Below are 22095 nucleotides of genomic sequence, written 5' to 3' on the forward strand. Positions count from 1 at the left end.
GGGGCGTGCAGGCGGCCAAGGCCGACCGCGCCGGCCTGGCGCTGCCGCGCATCTCGCCCGACTACAAGCGCTACGCCGCCCTCAGCCCGGCCCCCGTCGACGACGCCGATCCACGCAGCCTGTACCTGCGCGGCGGCTGGCGCGGCGCCAGCGACGAGCTGCAGGCCAGCGTCTTCTGGCAGCGGCAGGACAGCGACAACGTCTTCGCCAGCCTCAATCCGCTGCTGCGCCCGCCGAGCCACGTGGTGCTGGAACAGGGCTTCGTCCACCTGGGCGCCAACCACCGCTTCAACGAGCAGCACACGCTGCGCGCCAGCCTCAACTACGGCCAGGGCGAGCCGGGCAGCGGCGACCGCCTGCGCACCGGCGCCGCCGACTATTACCTGCTGCGCGACTTCGGCTACAAGGCGGTCGACGGCAGCGTCGAATGGCTGTGGCAACCCAGCGAGCAAGCCAGTCTGTTAGTGGGCGCCGACGCGCTGCGCGACCGCGAAACGCTGGAATCGTTCCGCCGCCACAGCCTGGTCGATGGCAGCGACTTCCAGCTCAGCCAGCCGGGCGAGAAAACGCTGCGCAACACCGGCCTGTACGCGCAATGGCAGTTCCCCTTGTACGGAAAATGGCAGGCCATTGTCGGCGGCCGCCAGGACCGGCACTCGGTCTACGGCACGCAGGAATCGCTGCGCGCCGGCGTGGTCGGCACGCTGCCCGGCGACTGCGGCCTGAAGGTGTTGAGCGGCACGGCCTTCCAGGCGCCGTCGGCCGAACTGCTGTACCGCACCGCCGTGCAGCCGGGCGACATCAAGGGCAACCCCGAGCTGGCGCCGCAGAAATCGCGCACCGTGGAACTGCAACTGAGCACGCCGCCGCACCCGCACTGGAACGGCGCGCTGACCGTCTACCACACCAAGGTCAGCGAGCTGGTCACGCTGGAGCAGGCCTTCTTCAACCTGGTGGCGCGCAACACCAGCGACAGCAAGGTCAACGGCGTCGAGCTGGAGTTGCGCTACCAGCGGGACTGGTTCAACGCCTACGCCAACCTGAGCCGCGCCAACGGCAGCCGCAGCCTCAACCGCTACACGCTGGCGCCGCTGGCCCAGCGCAGCGACGGCGAGCTGTTCCCCACCGACAGCGCCAACGCCGGCGCCAGCGCCAGCCTGATGGGACAGAAGCTGCTGCTCAGCCTGGACAACCGCTACGTCGGCCCGCGCCCTGCCGCCACCGCCAACGTGCTGCTGGCCAACCAGGCCTACCACCTGGCCAGCTACGTCGACACCACGCTGAGCGCGCGCTGGAGCCTGAGCGCCCGCGCCAGCCTGCGCGCGCAGGTACGCGACCTGTGGAACAGCCAGTATGTCGATCCCGGCGTCGGCGGCATCGACTACCCATCGCTGGGCCGCCGCTACGGAGTGCAATATGAATACCGCTACTAGCCGCCTGCTGGCCGCCGCCGCGTTGTCCCTGCTGGCGTCGTGCGGCGGTGGCGGCGGCAACGGCGACGCCACCACGCCGCTGCCGGCCAATCCGATCAAGGCCATGATCGACCCGAACGCCATCAACATCGCCTCGGTGGGCTGGCGCACCTCGACGCGCGACGCCTTCCTGCTGGCGGCCAGGCAGATCAACGACGCCGGCGGCGTGCTGGGCAAGCGCCTGAACGCCATCGCGCTGGTCGCGCGCGACAACGCCGAGGCGCAGGACATGGGCCAGCAACTGCTGGACGCCGGCGTCATCGCACTCAACGTCTCCACCTCCACGCGCGTGCTCAACCTGCTGCCGCAGGCGCTGGCCAAGGGCGTGCCCATACTGACCGAATCAAGCTCCTCGCCGACGCTGACCACGGTGGCCGACAACGACCTGGTGTACCGCATCGGCGTCTCCGACGTCGACGCCACGCCGGTGCTGGCCAAGGTCGCGTGGGAAGCGGGCAAGCGCCGCGCCGTGGTGCTGATCAACGCCGGCGACGCCTTCGGCGCCGGCCTGGCCAACCTGTTCACCCCGGCCTTCCAGAAGCTGGGCGGCCAGGTGGTGGCCACGGTCACCATCCCCTTCGGCCTGAAGAACGGCTTCGCCAGCTACCTGAAGCAAGTCTACGACGCCAGGCCGGACGTGATCCTGAACGGCATCCTGGCAGCGGACATCTCGGCCAACGTGCTCAACGAATCGCTGCCGTTCCAGAGCGGCGCCATGTGGCTGCTGCCCGGCACCGCCGCCGGCAACCAGACCTTCCTCGACAACCTGGCCGATCCGGGCAAGCTGATTGGCGGCGTGAGCGGCTCGGCCGCCACCATCGGCGCCTACGGCAACAGCTCCTACCAGAGCTTCCGCACCGGCTACATCGCCCAGTACGGCAGCGAGCCGCAGGACTTCACCGCGCCCACCTACGACATCGCGATGGTGATGGCGCTGGCCATCGAGCGCGCCGGCCTGGTCAACAACAGCAAGAGCCCCACCGGCCTGATGGTGCGCGACAGCCTGCGCTTCGTGATGAACGCGCCGGGCGAGAAGGTGCGGCCGGAAACCATCGGCGCCGCGCTGGCGCTGGTCAAGGCCGGCAAGGACGTCGACTACGCCGGCGCCTATGCCGACATCGACTGGGACGGCGCCGGCGACATCGTCGGCCAGGTGCCGTTCACCGTGTTCCGGCTCGACACGGCGGCCCGCAGCTGGGACGCCAGCCAGCAGCTGATCATCGGCCTGCCGCGCTGAACGGCATCGGTGGCGATCAAAAAATGATCGCCGGCACATATTTTCCCGGTAACATCGCGGTTGTGCCGTTGCGGCCGGCTGGTTATACTGCACTGCAACAACGTGCGTATATTGCAAGTCCGATCGCAGTTCAATCCGGGGAAGGTCATGTCTCTCGCTTACCGCGCCAATGCCGATTTCGCCAAGTTAAACCATCCGATGCGGGTGCCGCTGTCGGCGGAAATCCACTCAAGGCCCTTCCTGCAGTTGCAAGCGCCGGAAAGCCTGACCCATTTCGCGCTCTACGTGCAGCAGGACCAGCCGTCGCAGAAATACCACCGCAGCACGCAGCACCAGATCCTCGAGCAACTGTGCCTGCACTACGGCGTCGCCGCGCCCGCCCCGCAAGCGCGCTACTTCTTCCACGACTTCGACCGTTTCCGCCTGAAATGGGAATGCCACACCGAATTCGCCACCTACACCTTCGTCGAGCGCAACGACCCTGGTACACACCCATTGGGGTCAAGTCTGGCATTCGGACACGAGGTCAGCAGTAGCGACGACAACGGCAGTGCTCGTGTCCGAATGTCAGACTTGACCCCAGCGTTTGAACGCATGCCGCTGCGGCATGTGCCGCAGGAGTGGCTGGCTGGATTGCACGGCAAGATCATCGTGGCGGCCCATGTGCTGCTGTGCCAGGGCCAGCCGGACGACGCCGGCGCGACCGACGCCATCCGTGATCTGTTCCAGGGCAAGTCGCTGGTCGGCAGCAGCGTCGGCAGCGGCGCCGAGGTGTGGACCGATTTCCTGATCCAGCCGGACGGCTTCAGCCGCTTCGTGGTACGCGACCTGAGCCTGCGCGAGTTCCAGGCCGGCCGCCTGGTTGGCCGCCTGCTGGAAATCGAAACCTACCGCATGATGGCCCTGCTGGGCCTGCCGCAGGCGGAAGCCAGCCAGCCGCTGCTGAACGGCATCGAGAACGAACTGGCCGACCTGACCGCCACGCTGGTGCAGGGCGACCTGCCCGAGGGCGTGGCCAACGAGGCGCGCGAGGAACAGGCGCTGCTGCACCGTATCACCAGCCTGGCCGCGCGGCTGGAAAAACTGTCGGTCAACAACAGCTACCGCTTCGCGGCCGCGCAGGCCTACTTCAGCCTGGTGCAGGCGCGCATCCAGGAGCTGCGCGAGGTGCGCATCGCCGGCATGCCGACCCTGGCCGAGTTCATGGGCCGCCGCCTGGCGCCGGCCATGCACACCTGCACCTCGGTGTCGCAGCGGCAGGAGACGCTGGCCAAGCGTATCGCCCGCAGCAACGATCTGCTGCGCACGCGGGTCGGCATCGAGCAGGAGCGGCAGAACCGCAAGATCCTGCAATCGCTGGACGCGCGCGCGGCCCAGCAGCTGCGCCTGCAACAGGCGGTGGAAGGTTTGTCGGCGGTGGCGATCTCGTACTACACGCTGGGCCTGATCGGCTACGCGGGCAAGGCGCTGAAGGCCAGCAACATCCCGGTCAATCCCGACATCCTCACCGGCCTGGCCGCGCCGCTGGTGTTCATCGGCGTGTGGATGGGCTTGCGCCGGCTGCACAAGCAGCTGACCGAGAAGCCGGTCAGGATTGCGGCTGGTTGAAGCGGCTGGCCAGGAAGCTGGCGATGCGCTGCTGCGTCGACTCCAGGTAGGGGATGTTCATGTGGTCGGAATCTGGCACGATTTCGTCCGCATGCAACTGGCCCAGCTTCTCGACCAGCAGGTCGGTGTGCGAATGCGGCACCACGTCGTCGAAGGCGGCGCGCAGCACATAGGTCGGCGCCTTCAGGTGGTGCGCGTACTTGACCGACTCGAATTTATGCCGCAGCACATACTCCACCGGGATCGCCTTGAACTTGCGCTGGGCCAGCGCCAGGATGGAATCGTAAGGCGTGATCAGCACGATGGAATTGGCGTCGCGCTCCATCGCCACCTGCACCGCTACGCCGGAACCGAGGCTGCGGCCGACCACCGCGATGCGCTTGGAATCGACATGATGACGCTCGCTGAGCCAGTCGAACAACATGCGGCCGTCGTCGACGAAATGCTCCTCGGCCGGATCGCCGTGCGAATCGCCGTAGCCGCGATAATTCACCGCCAGCACCGCCATGCCGGGGAACAGCTTGCCGGCGTCGCGCGCCACCCAGGACACCTCCTCCGAGCGGCCGCCGAAATAAATCACGCCCGGGTGCGGCCCCGCCACCGGCGGCGTCATCAGCCAGCCGGACAGCCGCGTGCCGTCGTTGGAGCGCACCACGATCGGCCGCGTGCGATGGCCGCTGCTGTAGGGCTTGAGCACCTCGCGCTTGCTGCCAAGCGGATTGAACAGTAGCCGCTTCTGGTTGGCGGCGACCGCTGCGGTCAGCCCCATCCACAACACGCTGGCGAGCCCAGCCAATCCAGCCACTTTTTTAGTATGTTTCATGCCTCTACTCTACCTTCGTTCCATGCTGGCACGGTAATGAAAAATCGCCACATGCGTGGTATAGGCCACAGATGGCGCCACATGGCCATTTATACAAGTGCCGGTATAATACGCGCTCCGTTTTTCAAGCATGCCAAAAATGAAACCTGCTGTCGTACTGCTGCATAGCTCCATGAGTTCCAAGGCCCAGTGGGCCGACCTGATGTCGCAACTTGAAGACGGCTTCCGCTGCATCGCCGTCGACCTGCTGGGCTACGGCGCCTCGCCCTTCCCGGCCGACGTCGACGCCGGCTACGTCCACACGCTGGCGCACGAAGTCGACGCCGTCAACGCCGCCATCGCCTCGCGCCTGGAGCCGGGCGAAGCCTTCCACCTGATCGGCCATTCCTTCGGCGGCGCCTCGGCGCTGCACATGGCGCGCCGCATGCCTGGGCGCGTGCTGTCGCTTACGCTGTTCGAGCCGGTGGCCTTCCACCTGCTGCCGGCGCAGCACCCGGCGCGCGCCGAAATCGCCGGCGTGGTGGAGCGCATCAACGCCTGCGGCCCGCAGCAGGACCGCGACGCCACCCGCATCTTCATCGACTATTGGAACCGCGCCGGCGCCTTCGACGCCGCGCCCCCGGCGGCGCAGGACAAGATGACCGGTATGATCGCCAAGGTGCGCCTGGACTTCCAGGCGCTGCTGGGCGAAGCGGCCACGATGGACGACCTGTCGGCGCTGACGATGCCATCGCTGGTGATGTATGGTGCGCACAGCCCCGCCTCCACCAGCCTGCTGGCCGAGGCGCTGGCAGCCGCCCTGCCTTCCGCCACGGTGCTGCAAACGCGCGGCGCCCACATGGCGCCCATCACGCACGGCGCCGTGGTCAACCCGGCCATCGTCAACTTCCTGGCGGACGCCGAAGTCACCGCGGACTGACATTCCGCTTGACCTTAAAGTGGGCTTGAACGTTAGGGTATATCATTTTCCAAAGCTGGGCCGAGGGTGGCGTGGGCCTGATCATCACCGGCAACGTGATGGTCGACCGCCGCGCGATGACCGGTACGGGAACGGTGGTACTGGAATCAGGCACGCCGCTGGAGCCCTTCCGGCGTTGGGCGCAAGCGTCGCGCAAGGAAGGCGCGCAGGTGTGGATGCAGATTAACCACCCCGGCCGCCAGGTGATGGCCAACATGATGGCGCTGGTCAAGCGCAGGTTGCGCGCGCTGGGGAACGGCGCCACGCAGGCGCGCCGTTACTCTCCGCTGATGACGATGTTGATCGGCCAATTCCGTCTGGCGCTGCTGACCAGGCGCTATCGGGCATGGCTGGCCGCCGCCGGTTAATCGCCCACCACGATATCGATGGTGTTCTCCAGCCAGATGCCAAGGTTCGGCGCACGGGCGCGCTGGCCGGAAGGTCCCATCTCACCCGGCGCATGGAACTTGGTCCCGATCGGCAGTATCGCGTTCAGGAACGAGATATCGCCCGGCGGGAAGTCCACATGCGTGGCCTTCGGCTCGGACCCTTCGCCACTTGCCTCGCGCGGCGTGAACAGGCGCAGCGCGATGTCGTCGGCATGGTTGATGAAGGTGAGCGGCACATTGGCCGTCCCCAGGCGCGCCCAGTAGACCTGGTCGTGGAAGCCCTTGAACTCCGGGTAGTTCCACGACAGGCCGGAGACGGTATCGTTATAAGTCTTCTCCCAAACATCGAACTCCACGCCCTGCCGACGGTTCTTCCATACGCGGTAAGGCCCCTTGCCCAGCCAGCGCACCGAACGCACCTGCTTTTCGGGATAGTCGAAACTGACGCCCAGCGCATCGACCTGTTTGCCGGCTTCGACGGAATACGCATAGTTCACGCTTAGCGTGCCGGCCGCGCTCAAACGCCAGTTAATCCTGTGCAGATTACCGGCATATTCAGCCCGCACCACCGCGTCGCCACCTTCGACGGCCGCCTGTATGGATTTGAATGTGGCGCTGCCGGCCACCAGCCGTGGACCGTTCGACAGCGGCGCCACGACATCACCATTTTTCAGCTCACGCAGATAACCGGTCGCCTTGTCGATCGTCGCGCTCACCGTCCCCGCCTGCAGCAGGAAGCTGTCCGCGCTCTCCGTCAGCCTGGCCGCGCCGACCGCCTGGCGTTCCGGCTGCATGCGCAACGCCACCTTTTCCGCGCTGGAGATCATCCATGACCAAGTATAGATTTCGCGACCGCCGGCATCCGTCGCGGTGAAGTACAGAGCATCCTGCTGCGCCCAATCCTTCGGCAAGGCGATGCGGGTCACGCCACGCATGCCGGCAGCGACATCGGGCGCCTTGGCGCCGCCTTGTGCGACAACCGTGTGGCCAACGCTCGCGCCGAACTTCACCAGCTTCCAGCTTAGTTTGAGCCGATTCAGGTTGCTGAAGTCGTAGCGGTTCTCCATGACGATGCCGCCGTCGAACGTCGGCGCCAGCGAGGACAATTCGCCCAGCGGCAAATACACCGGCGACCATATCTTCTTGATCGCGTAGTAGCTGCCTTCCTTCTCGCGATACGGCCCGAGGATGCCGTCCGGCGCCAGGTTGCCCGCGACATCGACCATGCCGCCCTTGTCGTCTCGGACGATGCCCTCATCGACGAAGGACCAGATAAAGCCGCCCGCGCTAAGCGGATTGGCCAACATCGCCTTCCACCAGTCGTCCAGGCCCGCGCCGGCGCCGCCGTCGTACAGGCCATGCAGGAACTCGGTCGGCATGAACACGTCGCGTCCGTGGAACAGCGACGTCGCGCAGCAATCGTAGGTGGGATAGTGCGCGGTATCGATGCCGCCAAAATTCGCCCACGGATGGATCAGGGGCCGCTGCTGCACATCCCACATCGGATACAGCCGGTCCAGCTCAAGATTGAAGCCGCCCTCGTTCCCATTGGCCCAGAGGATGATCGATGGATGATGCTGGTCCCGCTGTACCAGCTCCTTCACCAGCGGCGTGGCGACGCCGGTATCGTAGGCCTTCTGCCAGCCGGTCAGCTCATCGATCACGTACAGGCCAACTTCGTCCGCCACGTCGAGGAAGTGCGTGTCCGGCGGATAGTGCGACATGCGCACCGAGTTCATATTCATGTCCTTCATCAGCTTAGCATCCAGGTAGCTGAGTTCCTTGCTGGTGGTCCGGCCCGTGGTCGGCCAGATCGAATGGCGGTTCGATCCCTTGAGGCGGACCTTCACCCCGTTGACGTACAGGCCGTCGCGCTTGCGCAGTTCGACCGTGCGGAAGCCTATCACCTTGCTGGTCTCGTGGATCAAGCGCCCGCCGTCGAGCAGCTGGAAACGCACCCGGTACCGCTGCGGCGATTCCGCCGACCATGGCGATATCTTGTCGAGGTGCCCGCGCACATGCGCCTTCCCATCCGCCACGGCGGCGCTCATGTCCGCGCCCAGCGGCTTGCCGTCCAGCGTGAACACGCGCGCGACCACCTTGCCAGCCAGGCCGCCATCGATGAATACATCCGCATCGAAGTCACCGTTATGTTTCGCGTCCAGGCTCACACGCTCGATATTGTGCTGTGGCTTGGCCTCCAGCCACACCGGCCGGTAGATGCCGCTGAACATCCAGAAGTCCCCGGCGCGCTCGGCGCGGTTGACCGATGCATCGGCGGAGTAGCGATCGACCGTCACCTCCAGCTGGTTGTCCGCGCCAAGCTTCAGCAGCGACGACACATCGTAGCGGAACTCATAAAATCCGCCCTGGTGCACCGGCCCCGCCGGCTGGCCGTTGATCTTCACCAGCGTATCCGTCATGGCGCCACCGAAGACGATGTCGATCCGTTTGCCCTGCCAGTTGGCCGGCACCTTGAAGGTATAGCGGTAGATGCCCATCTTGTCCGGCGCCGGGTCGTTCTGCGAGTCGCTGAAATAACGGTAGGTGCCGAAGCCCTCCATCTCCCAATTCGACGGCACAGGGATAGTCTTCCACGTCCCGCTATTGCGCCCGCCGTTGACCATGAATTCCCAGTCGATGCGATGGTCCTTGTCCGTGCCGCTCAGGTAGTGGACCTGCGTGGCATCGGCCATGCACAACCGGCACAGCGCCAGCAACATGCAGCACAACAGGCCGCGCATCACAGCTGCGCTCCGAGGCGCTTGCTCTCGCCGGCCTTCAGGTTGAGCGGAACGACCTTGCCGCCATAGCGCACCTTGCTGGCGCCGGAGCCCGCCGTGCGGCGTATCAAGGCGGACGTCAGCTTGCCGTTGGCCCAGGCCACATCCACCTCGTATCCGCCGCGTGCGCGCAGGCCCTTGACCGAGCCTGTCGGCCAGGCGGAAGGCAACGCAGGCAACAGATGGATTTCGCCGGTATGCGACTGCACCAACATCTCGCAGATCGCCGCCACCGCGCCGAAGTTACCGTCGATCTGGAATGGCGGATGCGCGTCCAGCATGTTCGGATAAGTGCCGCCGGCGTTGTTACCTTCGCTGCCCTTGCCGCTCTGCTGCGCGGCGCGCGCGCCGGGTTTGGCCAGCTGCCCGCGCAGCATTTGGTAGGCATGGTCGCCGTCCAGCAAGCGCGCCCAGTAAGCCGTCTTCCACGCCATCGACCAACCGGTGCCGGCATCGCCGCGCCCTTCCAGCGACTTGCGCGCAGCAGCCGCCAGCTCCGGCGTTTGCGTCGGCGAGATCTGGCGGCCGGGATAAAGCGCGAACAGATGCGACACGTGGCGATGCGTATCGCCCGGCGTGTCGAGCACCGGATCCTTTTTCTCCTCCATCCACTCCAGCAGCTGGCCCCAGCTTCCCACGCGCGGCGCGGCCAGCTTGTCGCGCATGGCGGCTACCTGCGCACGGAAAGCCTGATCGTCGCCCAGCACGTCCGCCGCTTCAACGGTGTTGTTGAACAGGTCCCAGATGATCTCCTGGTCGTAGGTGACGCCGTCCTCGATCGGCCCGTGCTCCGGCGACCAGCCCAGCGGTGCGACCAGGCGCCCATCCGGCAGCTGCTTCAGGTAGTCCTGCCAGAAGTGCACCGCCTCCTTCATCATCGGATAGGCGACATTGCGCAGGAAGGTCTTGTCCTGCGTGTAGGCGTAGTGCTCCCAGAAGTGCTGGGCATACCAGGCGTTGCCGGTCTTGTTCCACACATAACCCATCGCGCCGAAGGGATTCGACTCGGTGCGCACGGTCCAGCCGCGCACCGGCTTGCCGGCATTGCCGATGAAGGTTTCCTCGCGCTGCACGGCCTGGCCGCTCAGGTTGGGCTTCGCCATCTGCACGGACTCAGGATGCGCAAGCGCCTGCGCCGCCGTATCGGCGACCAGTTGCCGATACACCGGCGCCACGCCCTGCACCAGCGCGAAGAACGGCAAGGCGTTCCGCGACAGGTTGGCCGGCTCCGCAGGCCAGTAGTTCATCTGGATGTTGATGTTGGTGTGATAGTCCGACTTCCACGGCGGCGTGAGGCTGTTGTTCCAAAGGCCCTGCAAATTGGCCGGCAGCGAGTCGCGCGAGCTGGAGATCAGCAGATAACGGCCGAACTGGAAGAACTGCGCCTCCAGTCCTGGATCGCCGCCTTCCGCCGTGTAGGTGGCAATGCGCTGGTCGGTCGGCAGCGCGCGGCGCGCAGGCGCGGCGGCGCCGAAGTCCACGCTCACGCGCTTGAACTGCGCATCGAAATCCTTCTGATGCTCGGCCAGCAGCGCCGCCCATGGACGCGCGGCCGAACTCACCTGCGCCGTCACGCGCGGCAGCGGATGCTCGCCCTGGAACTTCCTGGCTGGATCAAGGACGTAGCTGGTGCCGGCGCCCAGTATCAAGGTCACCGCGTCGCAGCCGGTGAACGTGATCCGGTTGCCATCGACCGCGATCGCCCCGCCGTCATTCAACACTTGCAGCTCGCTGGCGTAGTCCATTGCATTGCTCGAGGCGTCGCCTTTGCCTCGCAGCGAGCCCGTGGCGACAATGCGGTTGCCAACCACATTGATCTGCGCATCGTGCATATCGGTCAGCTCTATCGAACCGGTGTACTGCCCGCGCTTGTCGGCGCTCAGGCGCATCGCGATCACCTGTGCCGGGAAGCTGGCGAAGGCTTCGCGTTTGAATTTGACGCCGCCGTGCGTGTAGCTGACGCTATGCAGGCTCTTGTCGATATCCAGCCGCCGCGCGTAACCTGTGGTGGCCTGCTCATGCCCCGGCAGATTGATGTAGACGTCGCCGAAGGGCTGGTAAGAGCCCATCACCTTGTCGTCGCCGGTCCACAGCGTGATGTCGTTGAACTGGATGCGTTCCCGCGCCAGCTGGCCGAAGATCATCGCGCCAATGCGGCCATTCCCGATCGGCAGCGCCTCCTGCTCCCAGCCCTGCGCCGTATCGGGCGCCGGCCGGTCGTAGCGCAGCGCGAGGTCGCGGACATCCGCTGCGTAGCACAGCTGCGCGGCGAGCAAGCCCGCCGCCACCATCGCGTGTCGAGACATCTTATTTCCTGACCGTGACCGGCTTGCCCTCGTATGCGACAACCTTGTCGGCAGCATCGAAATCATCCGAGCTCGATACGCCGGCCTTGATGAAGCGCAGCTTGAACTGGCGCTTGGCCACCATGCCCTTGTACTGTCCCACGCGCTCGCCGATAGTCACAACGCCGGTCTTGTCGTTGTAGCTCAGCGGGATGCGGCTGAACTCTCCGCGCAGGTAGGCGTTGCTCACGCCATCGTCCTCATAGAGACTGAACTTGCCGTCGGCGCCGGTGTAGATATTAAGGGTGATCGGCGCATCCGGCTTCTCATCCACATACTGCGTCACAGGGCCCATCGGCAGGATCGAGCCAGCCTTCACCAACAATGGCATGCGGGTCTCCGGCGCCTTGATGGTCGGCGTGCCGCCACCCTTGTGCACTTCGCCGGTGTAGAAGTCATACCAGCTTGCGCCCTTGGGCATATAGACGCTGCGTTCGCGCGCACCGTACACATACACAGGCGCCACCATGATGTTATGGCCGAACAGGTACTGGTCCTTGATATCCTTGACCGCGTCGTCGTTCGGGAAATCCATCACCAGGCCGCGCATGATCGAGCCGGACTCGTAGTGGATATCGGCGGCGGCCGAGTAAATGTAAGGCATCATGCGATAACGCAGCTTGTCGTACCAGACCATCGAGTCGCGCATCGGCGAGCCTTCCGGCGCGATCTCGTGGATCTCGCGCTTCACCACCTCGCCATGGGAACGGAACAGCGGCGAGAACGCGCCGAACTGGAACCAGCGCAGATTCAGCTCACGCCATTCCTTCATGTCCTCCGGATTGCCCTTGGCCGCGCCGGTAACGCGGTTCTCCTGCGCCGAACCGACTTCGCCGACCTGGTAACGCTCCTCCTGCGCATAGCCGCCGATATCGTGCGTCCAGTTCGGAATGCCCGACATCGAGATGCTGACGCCAGCCGATATCTGGTCGTACAGGTTGTTCCATCGGCTGGCCGTGTCACCGCTCCACACGGCGGTCGCGTTGCGCTGGATGCCTGCGAAACCGGAGCGCGACAGGATGAACTGACGCTTGTCCGGCTGGTCGCGCTTCAGGCCCTGGTAGAAGCCCTCGGTATGCACGAGGCTATACGGATTGAAGGTGATCTCGCCGGCGCCATACACGGTCGGGCCGATCAGCTTCTTGAAGTCCTCCAGGCGGGAATTGGACAGCACGTCCGCCTCGGTGTTATCCATCCACCAGGCATCGAAGCCCAAGTCGATCAGCTTGGGCTTCATCTGGCGATAGTAGATGTCCCGCGCTTCCTTGGTGTACGGATCGTAGTGGCTGTTCTTGTAGCCTGGGCCTACCCAGTCAAGCGCGCCGTCTTCGACGTTCTTGGTCCACATATGGCCCTTGGCCGCCAACTCCTTATAGTTGTCGGTGTTCGCGTAGAACTTGCCCCAGATCGAAATCATCACGCGCGCATGCGCCTTGTGGGCCTCATCCAGCATCCCCTTCGGATCCGGGAAGCGCGCCTTGTCGAAATCGTGCGAGCCCCACTGGTCCTGCGGCCAGTAGAACCAGTCCTGCACCATGTTATCCACCGGCCAGCCCTGCTTGCGGTACTCGCGCAGCACGCCCAGCAGTTGCTCCTGCGTTTCGTAGCGCTGGCGCGATTGCCAGAAGCCGTAGGCCCACTTCGGCATCATCGGCGCCTGGCCGGTCAGGTGGCGATAGCCGGCGATAACCTTATCCATGCTATCGCCGCTGACGACGTAGTAGTTGATGCTCTGCGCGACTTCCGACGAGAAGGTCAGCGAATGGCGCTCCGGCTCGGGCAGCGGATCGTTGTGCGTGATCGCGACCATGCCGCCGGACGGCTTCCATTCCAGGTGCAGCTTGACCGGCTTGCCGGCCTCGAACTTCACCTCGAAGTTGTGATACCACGGATTCCAGCCCTGGCGCCACACGTCCATCACCTGCTTGCCGTCCACCGACAGCGTCGCATAATCCGACGAGTACAGCTGCATCTTGTGCACGCCCGGCTTGTCGGAGCTCAGCGTCGCATCCCAGACCACCTTGACGTCCTTCAGCGTCTTGATGTCGCCCAGTTCCTTCGGCCAGTTCTCGGCCACGTCCTTCAGGTATTGGTAGGCGATGTCCTTTTCGTGGCGGGTCAACGCCAGCTTGCCGCCGATGTAGTAGCGCGCGGTCAGGCCGCCGGCCTTGCCTTCGTCGTCGACCACCTTCAGGTCGCGCACCATCGGGCCATACGGCTTGGCGTCGCCGAAGCGCGAGATCGAATTGTTATCCCACAAAACGCCGTAGTTCTTGTCCGAGACCACGAACGGCACGGCGATCGCCATATTGTGCTGCATGAGCAGCACGTCTTCGCCGTTCAAATTCATCTGCGCGTTCTGGTGCTGGCCCAGGCCATAGTACGCGTCCTTGGTGCCGTGGTTGAAGCCTTCCTTGACCGCCATGAACGGCTTGCCGCCGATATCGACCGGCGCCATGCTCTCCGAGGCCTGGCTCAGGAACGCCTTGCCGGCCGCGTTGAAGAACTGGACCTGCCCCGTCGCCAGCGACACCGCCACCGAGATCTTCTTCGCCTTCAGCGTGACCTTGTCCTTGCCCGATGCGGCAACGCTGAAGGTACCGCTAACAGGAGCGGCCACCGTCATCAGCGACGGCGTGAGATCCTTGCCGGATTGGTCGAGCTTCACCACGTGGATGATATTGTCGGCCATGACCTCAAGGCGCACTTCTTTTGCCGCACCCGTATCAGGCTTGACCACGATGCCGGTGGCGGTCTTCTCAAACGTGCCGGCCAACGCGTGGCCCGACACCATCACCGCCAGGCACGACGCCGCAGGCACTATCGATTTGAATCGCATCTAATCTCCGTATTTTCAGTATGTACCCAGTTTGACCTTGAGAACCACCGGATTGCCGGTCAGGTTCAAGCCGTAATCTGTCTGGTCGCCGTTCCAGTTGCGCTCCATGATCCATTTGCCCGTGGCGTCGAAATGTCCCTCTTCCACGCGCGCCAGCATGGACGGCTTGCCATCCGCGCTGTCGAAGCTCACGCGCGCATGCTGGCCCACAACGATGAATTCATTGTCGCCGATCTGCGCGATCGACGCGCCACCGTTGGGCTGCTCGGTATCCGCCGGCAGGTCCTTGATCTTGGCCAGCCAGTCTGCGTCGCCGAACTGCCACATGCGGAAGCTGACGGTGGCCTTCCAGTTCTTCATCGCGATGGTTTGCGGCTTGCGGTCGTCGCCCTCGGCCACGCCGTAGGTGCGGCCCTCAAACGCCCACTTGGCCCACTGGCGCTCCATCGGCCGGAAGGCGGCGTAGATTTTTCCGAACGGCGCCACCATGGTCTTGTCGGTAGCCTTGGAACCGAGCGGGAAGTTGCTGTAGTCCGCGTAGTCGATGCCGAACGGCGAGAACGCCAGCGAGCCGCGGCCCAGCACCAGGTAGGCGTAGCGCACGTACTGCGAGGCGTTGCTCATCTCAGGCAGCATCAGCGCGTTGTCGGGACGCTGGAAGCGGTCCAGCGTGGCGTGGAATTTGTTCGACTCCGGCGCGTAGATGTCCGGTGCGGCGATGTCGATATGCGGCGCGGCGGCCTTGTAGATATCGATCACGTCGAAGGTCGGCCCGCCGCTGGCGAAGTTGCCCTTCCACGGCATCACCGGCGACTCCAGCGGATCGCGCAGCGCGTTATTGACGTACATCGGCAGGTTGTAGACCGCGCGGCCTGCCTTGGCGATTTCCTCGATATAGCTGGCGATGGAATAAGCGTGGAAGTACTCGTCGGCGTAATCGCCGTAGACCTGCTTCCAGGTGCCGCTGGCGGCCAGCGCCACCGGCGATTTTTTATGATCCAGCACGGCCTGCGGCACGTTCTGCTCGAACGCCGCCTGCGCCTTGGGTGCGAAGTCGCGCACGAAACCGTAGGTGCCGACCTCGTTCTCGACCTGCATCATGATGACGGTGCGCTGCGCCGAATCGGCTTTCTTGATGTGTTCCATCAGCGCGACAAAGGCCTTCCTGTCGGCCTTCATCGTTTCCTCGCTGTTCGGCGACAGGCAGTAGACAGTTTTACCGTCCTTGTCGACCATGCGCGGGAAGCGCTTGTTGTTAAACTTGACCCACTCCGGCGTGTACTGCGGGCCGGTGTTCTTCCAGGTGCCGAACCAGAGCAGCACCAGGCGCACCTTGTGCTCGCGCGCCTGCGCCAGCAAGGTGTCGACATAACTGAAATCGAATTTGCCTTCGACCGGCTCGATCTGCTCCCACGCCACGGGAATCTCGACGGTGTTGGCGTTCATGTCTTTGATGGCCGGCCACACCTTGTTCAACGCCAGCGGATAATTGCTGGAGTTGTGCACCTGTGCGCCGAACATCACAAACGGCGCGCCATCGACCATCAGGGCGTGGCGGCCGTCCTTCTTCACAAGCTGCGGCAGATCGGCAGCCGCCGCGCCAGTTGCGGCCAGGGCCGCGAAACTCAAAACGGAGACAAACTGGCGGGCGGTATGCTTCATCTGTTAAAGCCTTTCGTAGTTTAGAAGTCGTAGCTCAGTTTCGCGACCACGCGGCGGCCGGTCTTGAACCATGCGCGCCCCATCATCCCGATATTTTGCTGCATCAGCTGCTTGAAGGTCGAATCGGTCAGATTCTGCGCTTCCAGGCCGAGTTGCACCTTGTCGCTGAATTTGTAGAACACCGACGCATCCAGCTGGCCATACGAGTCCGCCCAGGTAGGCAGCGCCCACGCCACATTGGTCTGGCCGAAGCCCGGGCTGGCCGGATTGCTGTCCGTGGCGTCGCCGCCCTTGGTACCGTTGACGTTCACACCCTGCAGCGACTTGGAACGCCAGTTGTAAGCCAGGCGTCCCGACACTGGGCCTTTGTCATACAGCAGCGCCAGATTGTACGACTGGCGCGACAGGTTCTCCAGCGGCAGGTTGCCGAAGGTGGTGCCGTTGGTATCGCAGCCGTTCAGGTTCAGGTTGACGTTGCTGGCGTTGTCGCCGCCGGTACAGTATTTCGAGAACACCGGGTTATACAGATCGCGCTTGCTGTCGACGAAGGTGAAGTTGGCTTGCATGCCTAACCCCGACCATGCGCCTGGCAGCTTGTCGAAGTACTGCTGGAAGGCCAACTCGATACCGCGCGCATGGCCCTTGGCGCCGTTGATCGGGCCAGTCACGTTGAAGTTCTGCGGCTTGCCGTTCACGTCGGTCAACTGATAGGTGTACATCTGGTTGACGACGATGTCTTTCAGCTGCTTGTTGAACACCGCCGCGGTGAACGAACCGCTCGGCGCGAAATACCATTCCATCGTCAGGTCGAGCTGCTTGGAGGTGGTCGGACGCAGGTTCGGATTGCCCGACCCGGTACCGCTCTGCGTCAAGGTATCGATGGTGGTGACGCCGTTCTTGGTCGTCGAATCGGCGGTCTGCGTCAACGTGGTGTACGCCTGCAGCTTGTCGAAATCAGGACGGGACAATGCTGCCGCTGCGGCAAAGCGGAACTGCAGCGTGTCGGAGGCCTTCAGGCGCAGGTTCAGGCTAGGCAGGAAGTTGTGATAGCTGTTGTCGAAGTCCTGCGCCTTGGAGAACGGCAGGATGATCGGAACCGGCACGCCTTGGGTGGCGCCGGTCGGCGCGGTCGAGCTGAATACCGTGTAGCCGTGCGCGGTCGAATCGGTTTGCACATAACGCAGGCCGACGTTGCCGTCCACCGGATATTTCAGGTTATCCCAGCCGAAGCGCAACTGGCCGTAAAGCGCCTTGGTCTTTTCCGTCTGGTCGTTGGTGCCAATAGGGCTCGTGCCGAAGGTGGCCGGCGTCCATGGCGAACAGGTATTGCCCTTTTCCGCGCACAGGATGTCGTGATAGGTGTGCAGCTGGGCGTAGGAACTCGGGTAGCCCTGCGCCAGCGAGGCGTTCGGGAACACCACCGACGGCACGGACACGCCGCCGTTGAAGAAGTTATTGAAGCTGTGCAGGTTGGTATTGCCGGAGAAGCGAGGATCGCCCAGGTAGGCCAGGTGCGAAATCTCGCCCTGCCATGGCTGGGTGATGGCGGCCCAGTTGTAGTCCGGGTTGGATTTGGTCGTCGTCGCCGAACGATCCGTCAGGCGCACGCCAAAGCGCACGTCGCGCAGCACCGGATGATCGAAGTCGTACTTGACGTCCGTCTTCCACGCGGTTTCATCGGCCTTGGCGCGGTCCAGGTGTTCCATCGTGAACGCCCAGTAGTAGTTGTTCGGATTCGCCAGGTAGGCGCGGTCCGCATCGCTGAAGATCAGCTTGGGCACATTGCCGGTCAGGTCAACCTGCTCCTTCGGCATCTGGACGCCGGTCGCCACGGTGGAATCGAAGCTGTTGGTCTTGGCCTTGATGTGCTGCAGGTCGGTGGTGACGGTCCAGCTGTCGTGACGCCAGCGCAGGTTCCACGACAGGTCGGTGGTATCGGACTTGCGGTTGGCGGCGCGGGTGTCGTCGCCGAAGTTGATGCCGGCGCCGGTGGAATCGGTCAGGGTGCCGGTCAGCAGCGCGCCGCGCGAGTTAAAGGTCGAATCCGGGGACAGGCGGATATTGTACGGGCTCGATTGCGCGAAGATCGCCTGCTCGTCCCACTTCATCTCATACTTCGACTTGAACATGGTCAGGGAGCTGGACCAGTCGTCCTTCTTCCATTGCAGCGCGCCGTATGCGCCTTCGCGCTTGCGGTCGAATTGCAACGTGCGCCATTGCGCGCCCTTCGGTGCGAACACCGGGTTGCCGTTGGCGTCTTTCATCGGATAGTAAGGCTCGACCTGGAAGGCGTCGGTGCGGGTTGCGCTTTCCGAGTAAGCCAGGTCCAGCAAGGCGCCGATCTCACCGACCGGGGTCTTCCAGCGGTTCGACACCAGGCCGGAATACGATGGCGAGGTCTTGCCCTTCTTCAGTTCCGACCAGGTGCGGTCGGCCGAGATGGCGGCCTTGAAGCCCTTGTAATCGAACGGCATCGCGGTGCGCAGGTTCACCAGGCCACCGACGGCGCCTTCGACCTGCTCGGCCGATGGGTTCTTGTAGATGTCGACGCCGGCCATCAGCTCTGGTGGCACGTCTTCGAAGTTCAGCGAACGGCCGCCGTTGGCGGAGAACGAATCGCGGCCATTCAGTTCGGAGCGCACATAGCTCAAGCCACGGATCGACACGCCCGAGCCTTCAACCGAGAAGTGCTCCGGGTCGCCCTTGGCCATGGTGCGGTCGATGGTCACGCCCACGATGCGCTGCAATACCTCGGTCACCGAGCGGTCTGGCAGCTTGCCGATATCGTCGGCGACGATGGAATCGACGATTTCATCGGAATTCTGTTTGATCTTCTGGGCCGACTGCAGCGCCGCGCGCTGGCCGGTCACGATCACGGTCGCGCTGTTATCGGTGGCGGGGGCGGTCTGCGCCATCGCCATGGACGCCATCTGGGCCAGGCCCAGCGCGATCGCCGTTTTTTTGAACTGTTTCATTTACACTCTCCAGGGTTGTGCGAACAAGTCACGGCTCTTTGGCCATTTACTATTTGTGTTTTAGTGTTGTAGTGCCGGTTTGGGAAATCGTCAGGCGAACGGGCCCGCAGGCGCTGGGCAGCGCGGAATTTTGAGATTCATTGGTTGTGTCTCGCTCTTGGTTTTTTTATCGTGCTGACTTGCTGGCGGGGTGCCAGGTCATACGATGTTATAAGACCATTTTGCAAGTTACGACTACGAGCCGCAATTGCGAAATTCACCAAGCAGGCGAATGATAATGAGCAAGCGCACGGGCCGGCGCGGCCGGCCGTGCACAAAAAACGACATCAGCGGCGGCTGGAGCGCGTCGCCACGTCGACCCACACGGCCAGCGTCAGGATGCAGCCCTTGACGATCATCTGCCAATAGGTGTCCACGTCCAGCATGGACATGCCGTTATCCAGGCTGGCCATCACCAGCGCGCCGATCAAGGCGCCATAGACGGTGCCGGACCCGCCGCGCATCGACGTGCCGCCGATGAAGCAGGCCGCGATCGCATCGAGCTCGCCCGAGGTGCCGGCGGACGGCGAACCCGCCGCCAGCCGCGCCGTGTTGACCAGGCCTGCCAGGGCGCACATCAGGCCCATGATCCCGAAGATCCACAGCTTCACCGCCTGCACGTTCACGCCGGACAGGCGGGTGGCCTCCATATTGCTGCCCACCGCGTAGATGCGGCGGCCGAACACGGTCTGCGTGGCCACGTAGCTGAAGACGCCCAGCAGCACCAGCAACAGCAGCACCGGCAGCGGTATGCCCTCGTAGCTGTTCAGGGTCCGCACGAAGGCCAGCAGCACCGCGCCGATGGCGATGAGGCGAACGCCGTCGCGCCACATCGGCGGCACCGGCAGGCCGTGGCGGCCCAGGTTCAGGCGCTGGCGCCAGGTCAGCACGGCGGCCAGCGCGAACAGCGCCACGCCCAATGTGACGCCCAGCTCCGGCGACAGATAGCCCTGCCCCACCTGCACCAACGCCTCCGACACGGGAGCCACGGTCACGCCGTCCGTCACGCCCAGCACGATGCCGCGATACGCCAGCATGCCGCCCAAGCCCACGATGAAGGACGGGATGCCCTTGTAGGCCGTCAGATAGCCGTTGACCAGTCCAAGCGCCAGGCCGCAGGCCAGCACCGCCGCCACCGTCACCGGCAGCGGCATTTGGTGGTTCACGTCGAGCACCGCGGCCACTCCGCCCAACAGGCCAAGCAGCGAGCCGACCGACAGGTCGATCTCGCCGGAGATGATGACGAAGGCCATGCCGCAGGCCACCACGCCGGTCACCGACATCTGCCGCATCAGGTTGGACAGGTTGCGCGCCGAGATGAAGCCGCCCTCCGTCTTCCAGCTGAAGAAGCTCCAGATGATGGCGATGGCGATCAGCAGCGCGAGGATTTTGTATTGGGTGAAGAGCTGTTTGAGTTTGGTGGTTTGCATAGGATGCATCAAGAGTGATCGAGCGCCGCCGACAGCAGCATTTCCTGGGTCAGGTCCCGGTTGATGAAGTCTCCGCGCAGCTGGCCTTCGCCCATCACCAGCACGCGGTCGGACACGCCCAGCACCTCGGCCAGCTCCGACGACACCATGATGATGGACACGCCCTGGCTGGCCAGTTCCAGCATCAGCTTGTAGATCTCGTACTTGGCGCCGACGTCCACGCCGCGCGTGGGTTCGTCGAGGATCAGCACCTTGGGCCGCGTCAGCAGCATCTTGGACAGCACCGCCTTCTGCTGGTTGCCGCCGGAGAGCGAGGTAATCGGCAGGAAGGGGCTGGCCGTCTTCAAGCCCAGGCGCGCGATCTCCTCGCTGACGGTTTTCAGTTCGGCCTCGCGGTCGATGCGGCTGAAGCGCGCATAGCGCCCCAGCACCGACAGCGTGATGTTCTGGCCGACATCCAGGTCGCGGATGATGCCGTGCTGCTTGCGGTCCTCCGGCACCAGCGCCAAGCCGGCGCGGATCGCCTTGATCGGCGTGCGGGTATCGATCTTCTCGCCGTTGAGCCACACCTCGGCCTCGCAGCGGCCGTTGTAGGCGCCGAACAGCGCCGACACCAGCTCCGTGCGGCCCGCGCCCACCAGCCCCGCGATGCCCAGGATCTCGCCCCGCCGCAGCGTGAAGGAGACGTTGTCCACCTTCCTGCGGTCCGGCTTTTCGGTGTCGTAGCAAACCACGTTGCGGGCTTCGAAGATCACCTCGCCCTGCGTGCGTTCCAGCTTGGGATACAGCTGGTTCATCTCGCGCCCCACCATTTGCGAAATGATCTGGCGCACATCCATCTGCCGCATCGGCGTGGTGGCGATATGCTTGCCGTCGCGGATGACGACGATGGTGTCGCAGATTGCCTCCACCTCATCGAGCTTGTGCGAGATGTAGACGCAGGCCACGCCCTTGGCCTTCAGGCCGCGAATGATCTCTAGCAGCACCTCGATTTCCGACGCCGTCAGCGACGAGGACGGTTCGTCCAGGATCAGCAGGCGCGCATTCTTGTTCAGCGCCTTGGCGATTTCGATCAGCTGCTGATGGCCGCCGCCGTAGTTCATCACCGGCAGCACCACGTTGACGTCGTTGAGTTTGAGCTCCTTGAGCAGCGTCTCGGCGCGCCGGTTCATGGCCGGATAATCCATGCGGCCGCCGGGCAGCGTGATCTCGTTGCCGAGGAAGAGGTTCTCCGTCACCGTCAGTTCCGGCACCAGCATCAGCTCCTGGTGGATGATGACGATGCCGGCCGCCTCGCTCTCGCGTATCGACTGCGCGCGCAGCGGCTGGCCGTCCATCAGGATCTCGCCGTCCCAGGTGCCGTGCGGGTAGACGGCGGACAGCACTTTCATCAGCGTGGATTTGCCGGCGCCGTTCTCGCCGCACAAGCCAATGCACTCGCCCGGCCGGACCTGCAGGTCGATGCCGTCGAGCGCGGGCACACCGCCAAACTTCTTGACGATGCCCTTCATTTCCAGCAGATAGGCGGACATGCG

General features: G+C 64.2%; 12 protein-coding genes and 1 pseudogene. 5 read left to right on the forward strand and 8 right to left on the reverse strand.

Annotated features, from left to right (window positions below; genetic code table 11):
- The 3 genes from GTP90_RS27715 to GTP90_RS27725 form a co-directional block, all read left to right on the forward strand.
- The coding region (locus GTP90_RS27715) for a TonB-dependent receptor plug domain-containing protein (RefSeq protein WP_161086536.1) at positions 1 to 1433 on the forward strand (1433 nt) is incomplete at its 5' end.
- Positions 1417 to 2709 (forward strand): ABC transporter substrate-binding protein, encoded by a 1293-nt coding sequence (locus tag GTP90_RS27720; RefSeq protein WP_161086537.1) that lies wholly within the window; start codon positions 1417 to 1419, stop codon positions 2707 to 2709. The genes GTP90_RS27715 and GTP90_RS27720, both read left to right, overlap by 17 nt.
- A gap of 147 nt (positions 2710 to 2856) precedes the next feature.
- Positions 2857 to 4317 carry a DUF3422 family protein gene (locus GTP90_RS27725; protein WP_161086538.1) on the forward strand — a complete coding sequence of 487 codons (1461 nt, stop codon included), beginning with the start codon at positions 2857 to 2859 and terminating at the stop codon, positions 4315 to 4317.
- Here the strand turns inward: GTP90_RS27725 and GTP90_RS27730 are convergent.
- A complete protein-coding gene (locus GTP90_RS27730) occupies positions 4298 to 5140 on the reverse strand; it encodes an alpha/beta hydrolase (protein ID WP_161086539.1) in 843 nt (280 codons plus the stop codon). The genes GTP90_RS27725 and GTP90_RS27730 overlap by 20 nt on opposite strands.
- Positions 5141 to 5279: 139 nt before the next feature.
- Here GTP90_RS27730 and GTP90_RS27735 point away from each other — a divergent pair, with 139 nt between their 5' ends.
- Together GTP90_RS27735 and GTP90_RS27740 are read left to right on the forward strand one after the other, a co-directional pair.
- Complete coding sequence (locus GTP90_RS27735) at positions 5280 to 6059, forward strand: alpha/beta fold hydrolase (protein WP_256369124.1); 780 nt, start codon at positions 5280 to 5282, stop codon at positions 6057 to 6059.
- A gap of 44 nt (positions 6060 to 6103) precedes the next feature.
- Positions 6104 to 6316, forward strand: a pseudogene (locus tag GTP90_RS27740) (2,4-dienoyl-CoA reductase); the annotation flags it as partial.
- Between the two features lie 146 nt (positions 6317 to 6462).
- Here the strand turns inward: GTP90_RS27740 and GTP90_RS27745 are convergent.
- The 7 genes from GTP90_RS27745 to xylG all read right to left on the reverse strand — a co-directional run bounded on the left by GTP90_RS27745 (position 6463) and on the right by xylG (position 22092).
- Positions 6463 to 9231 (reverse strand): glycoside hydrolase family 2 TIM barrel-domain containing protein, encoded by a 2769-nt coding sequence (locus GTP90_RS27745; protein ID WP_161086541.1) that lies wholly within the window; start codon positions 9229 to 9231, stop codon positions 6463 to 6465.
- A complete protein-coding gene (locus GTP90_RS27750; RefSeq protein WP_254452078.1) occupies positions 9231 to 11576 on the reverse strand; it encodes a glycoside hydrolase family 95 protein in 2346 nt (781 codons plus the stop codon). Before GTP90_RS27750 ends, GTP90_RS27745 begins: the two co-directional genes overlap by 1 nt.
- Before the next feature lies 1 nt (position 11577).
- Positions 11578 to 14454 carry a glycoside hydrolase family 31 protein gene (locus tag GTP90_RS27755; protein WP_161086542.1) on the reverse strand — a complete coding sequence of 959 codons (2877 nt, stop codon included), beginning with the start codon at positions 14452 to 14454 and terminating at the stop codon, positions 11578 to 11580.
- A gap of 15 nt (positions 14455 to 14469) precedes the next feature.
- Entirely contained in the window at positions 14470 to 16116 is a 1647-nt protein-coding gene (locus GTP90_RS27760) for a GH35 family beta-galactosidase (protein WP_175048263.1), read from the reverse strand.
- 20 nt (positions 16117 to 16136) lie between these two features.
- Complete coding sequence (locus GTP90_RS27765) at positions 16137 to 19091, reverse strand: TonB-dependent receptor (protein WP_161086543.1); 2955 nt, start codon at positions 19089 to 19091, stop codon at positions 16137 to 16139.
- Between the two features lie 326 nt (positions 19092 to 19417).
- The gene (locus tag GTP90_RS27770; protein ID WP_161086544.1) at positions 19418 to 20560 is read right to left on the reverse strand and encodes a sugar ABC transporter permease; all 1143 of its coding nucleotides are present in this window, start codon (positions 20558 to 20560) and stop codon (positions 19418 to 19420) included.
- An 8-nt stretch (positions 20561 to 20568) separates the two neighbouring features.
- Positions 20569 to 22092, reverse strand: coding sequence for a D-xylose ABC transporter ATP-binding protein (gene xylG / locus GTP90_RS27775; protein ID WP_161086545.1), 1524 nt, complete (start codon positions 22090 to 22092; stop codon positions 20569 to 20571).
- Between the last annotated feature and the right edge of the window lie 3 nt (positions 22093 to 22095).

The sequence above is a fragment of the Duganella vulcania genome (assembly GCF_009857655.1).
In the GTDB taxonomy this organism is placed as follows: Bacteria; Pseudomonadota; Gammaproteobacteria; order Burkholderiales; family Burkholderiaceae_D; genus Rugamonas; species Rugamonas vulcania.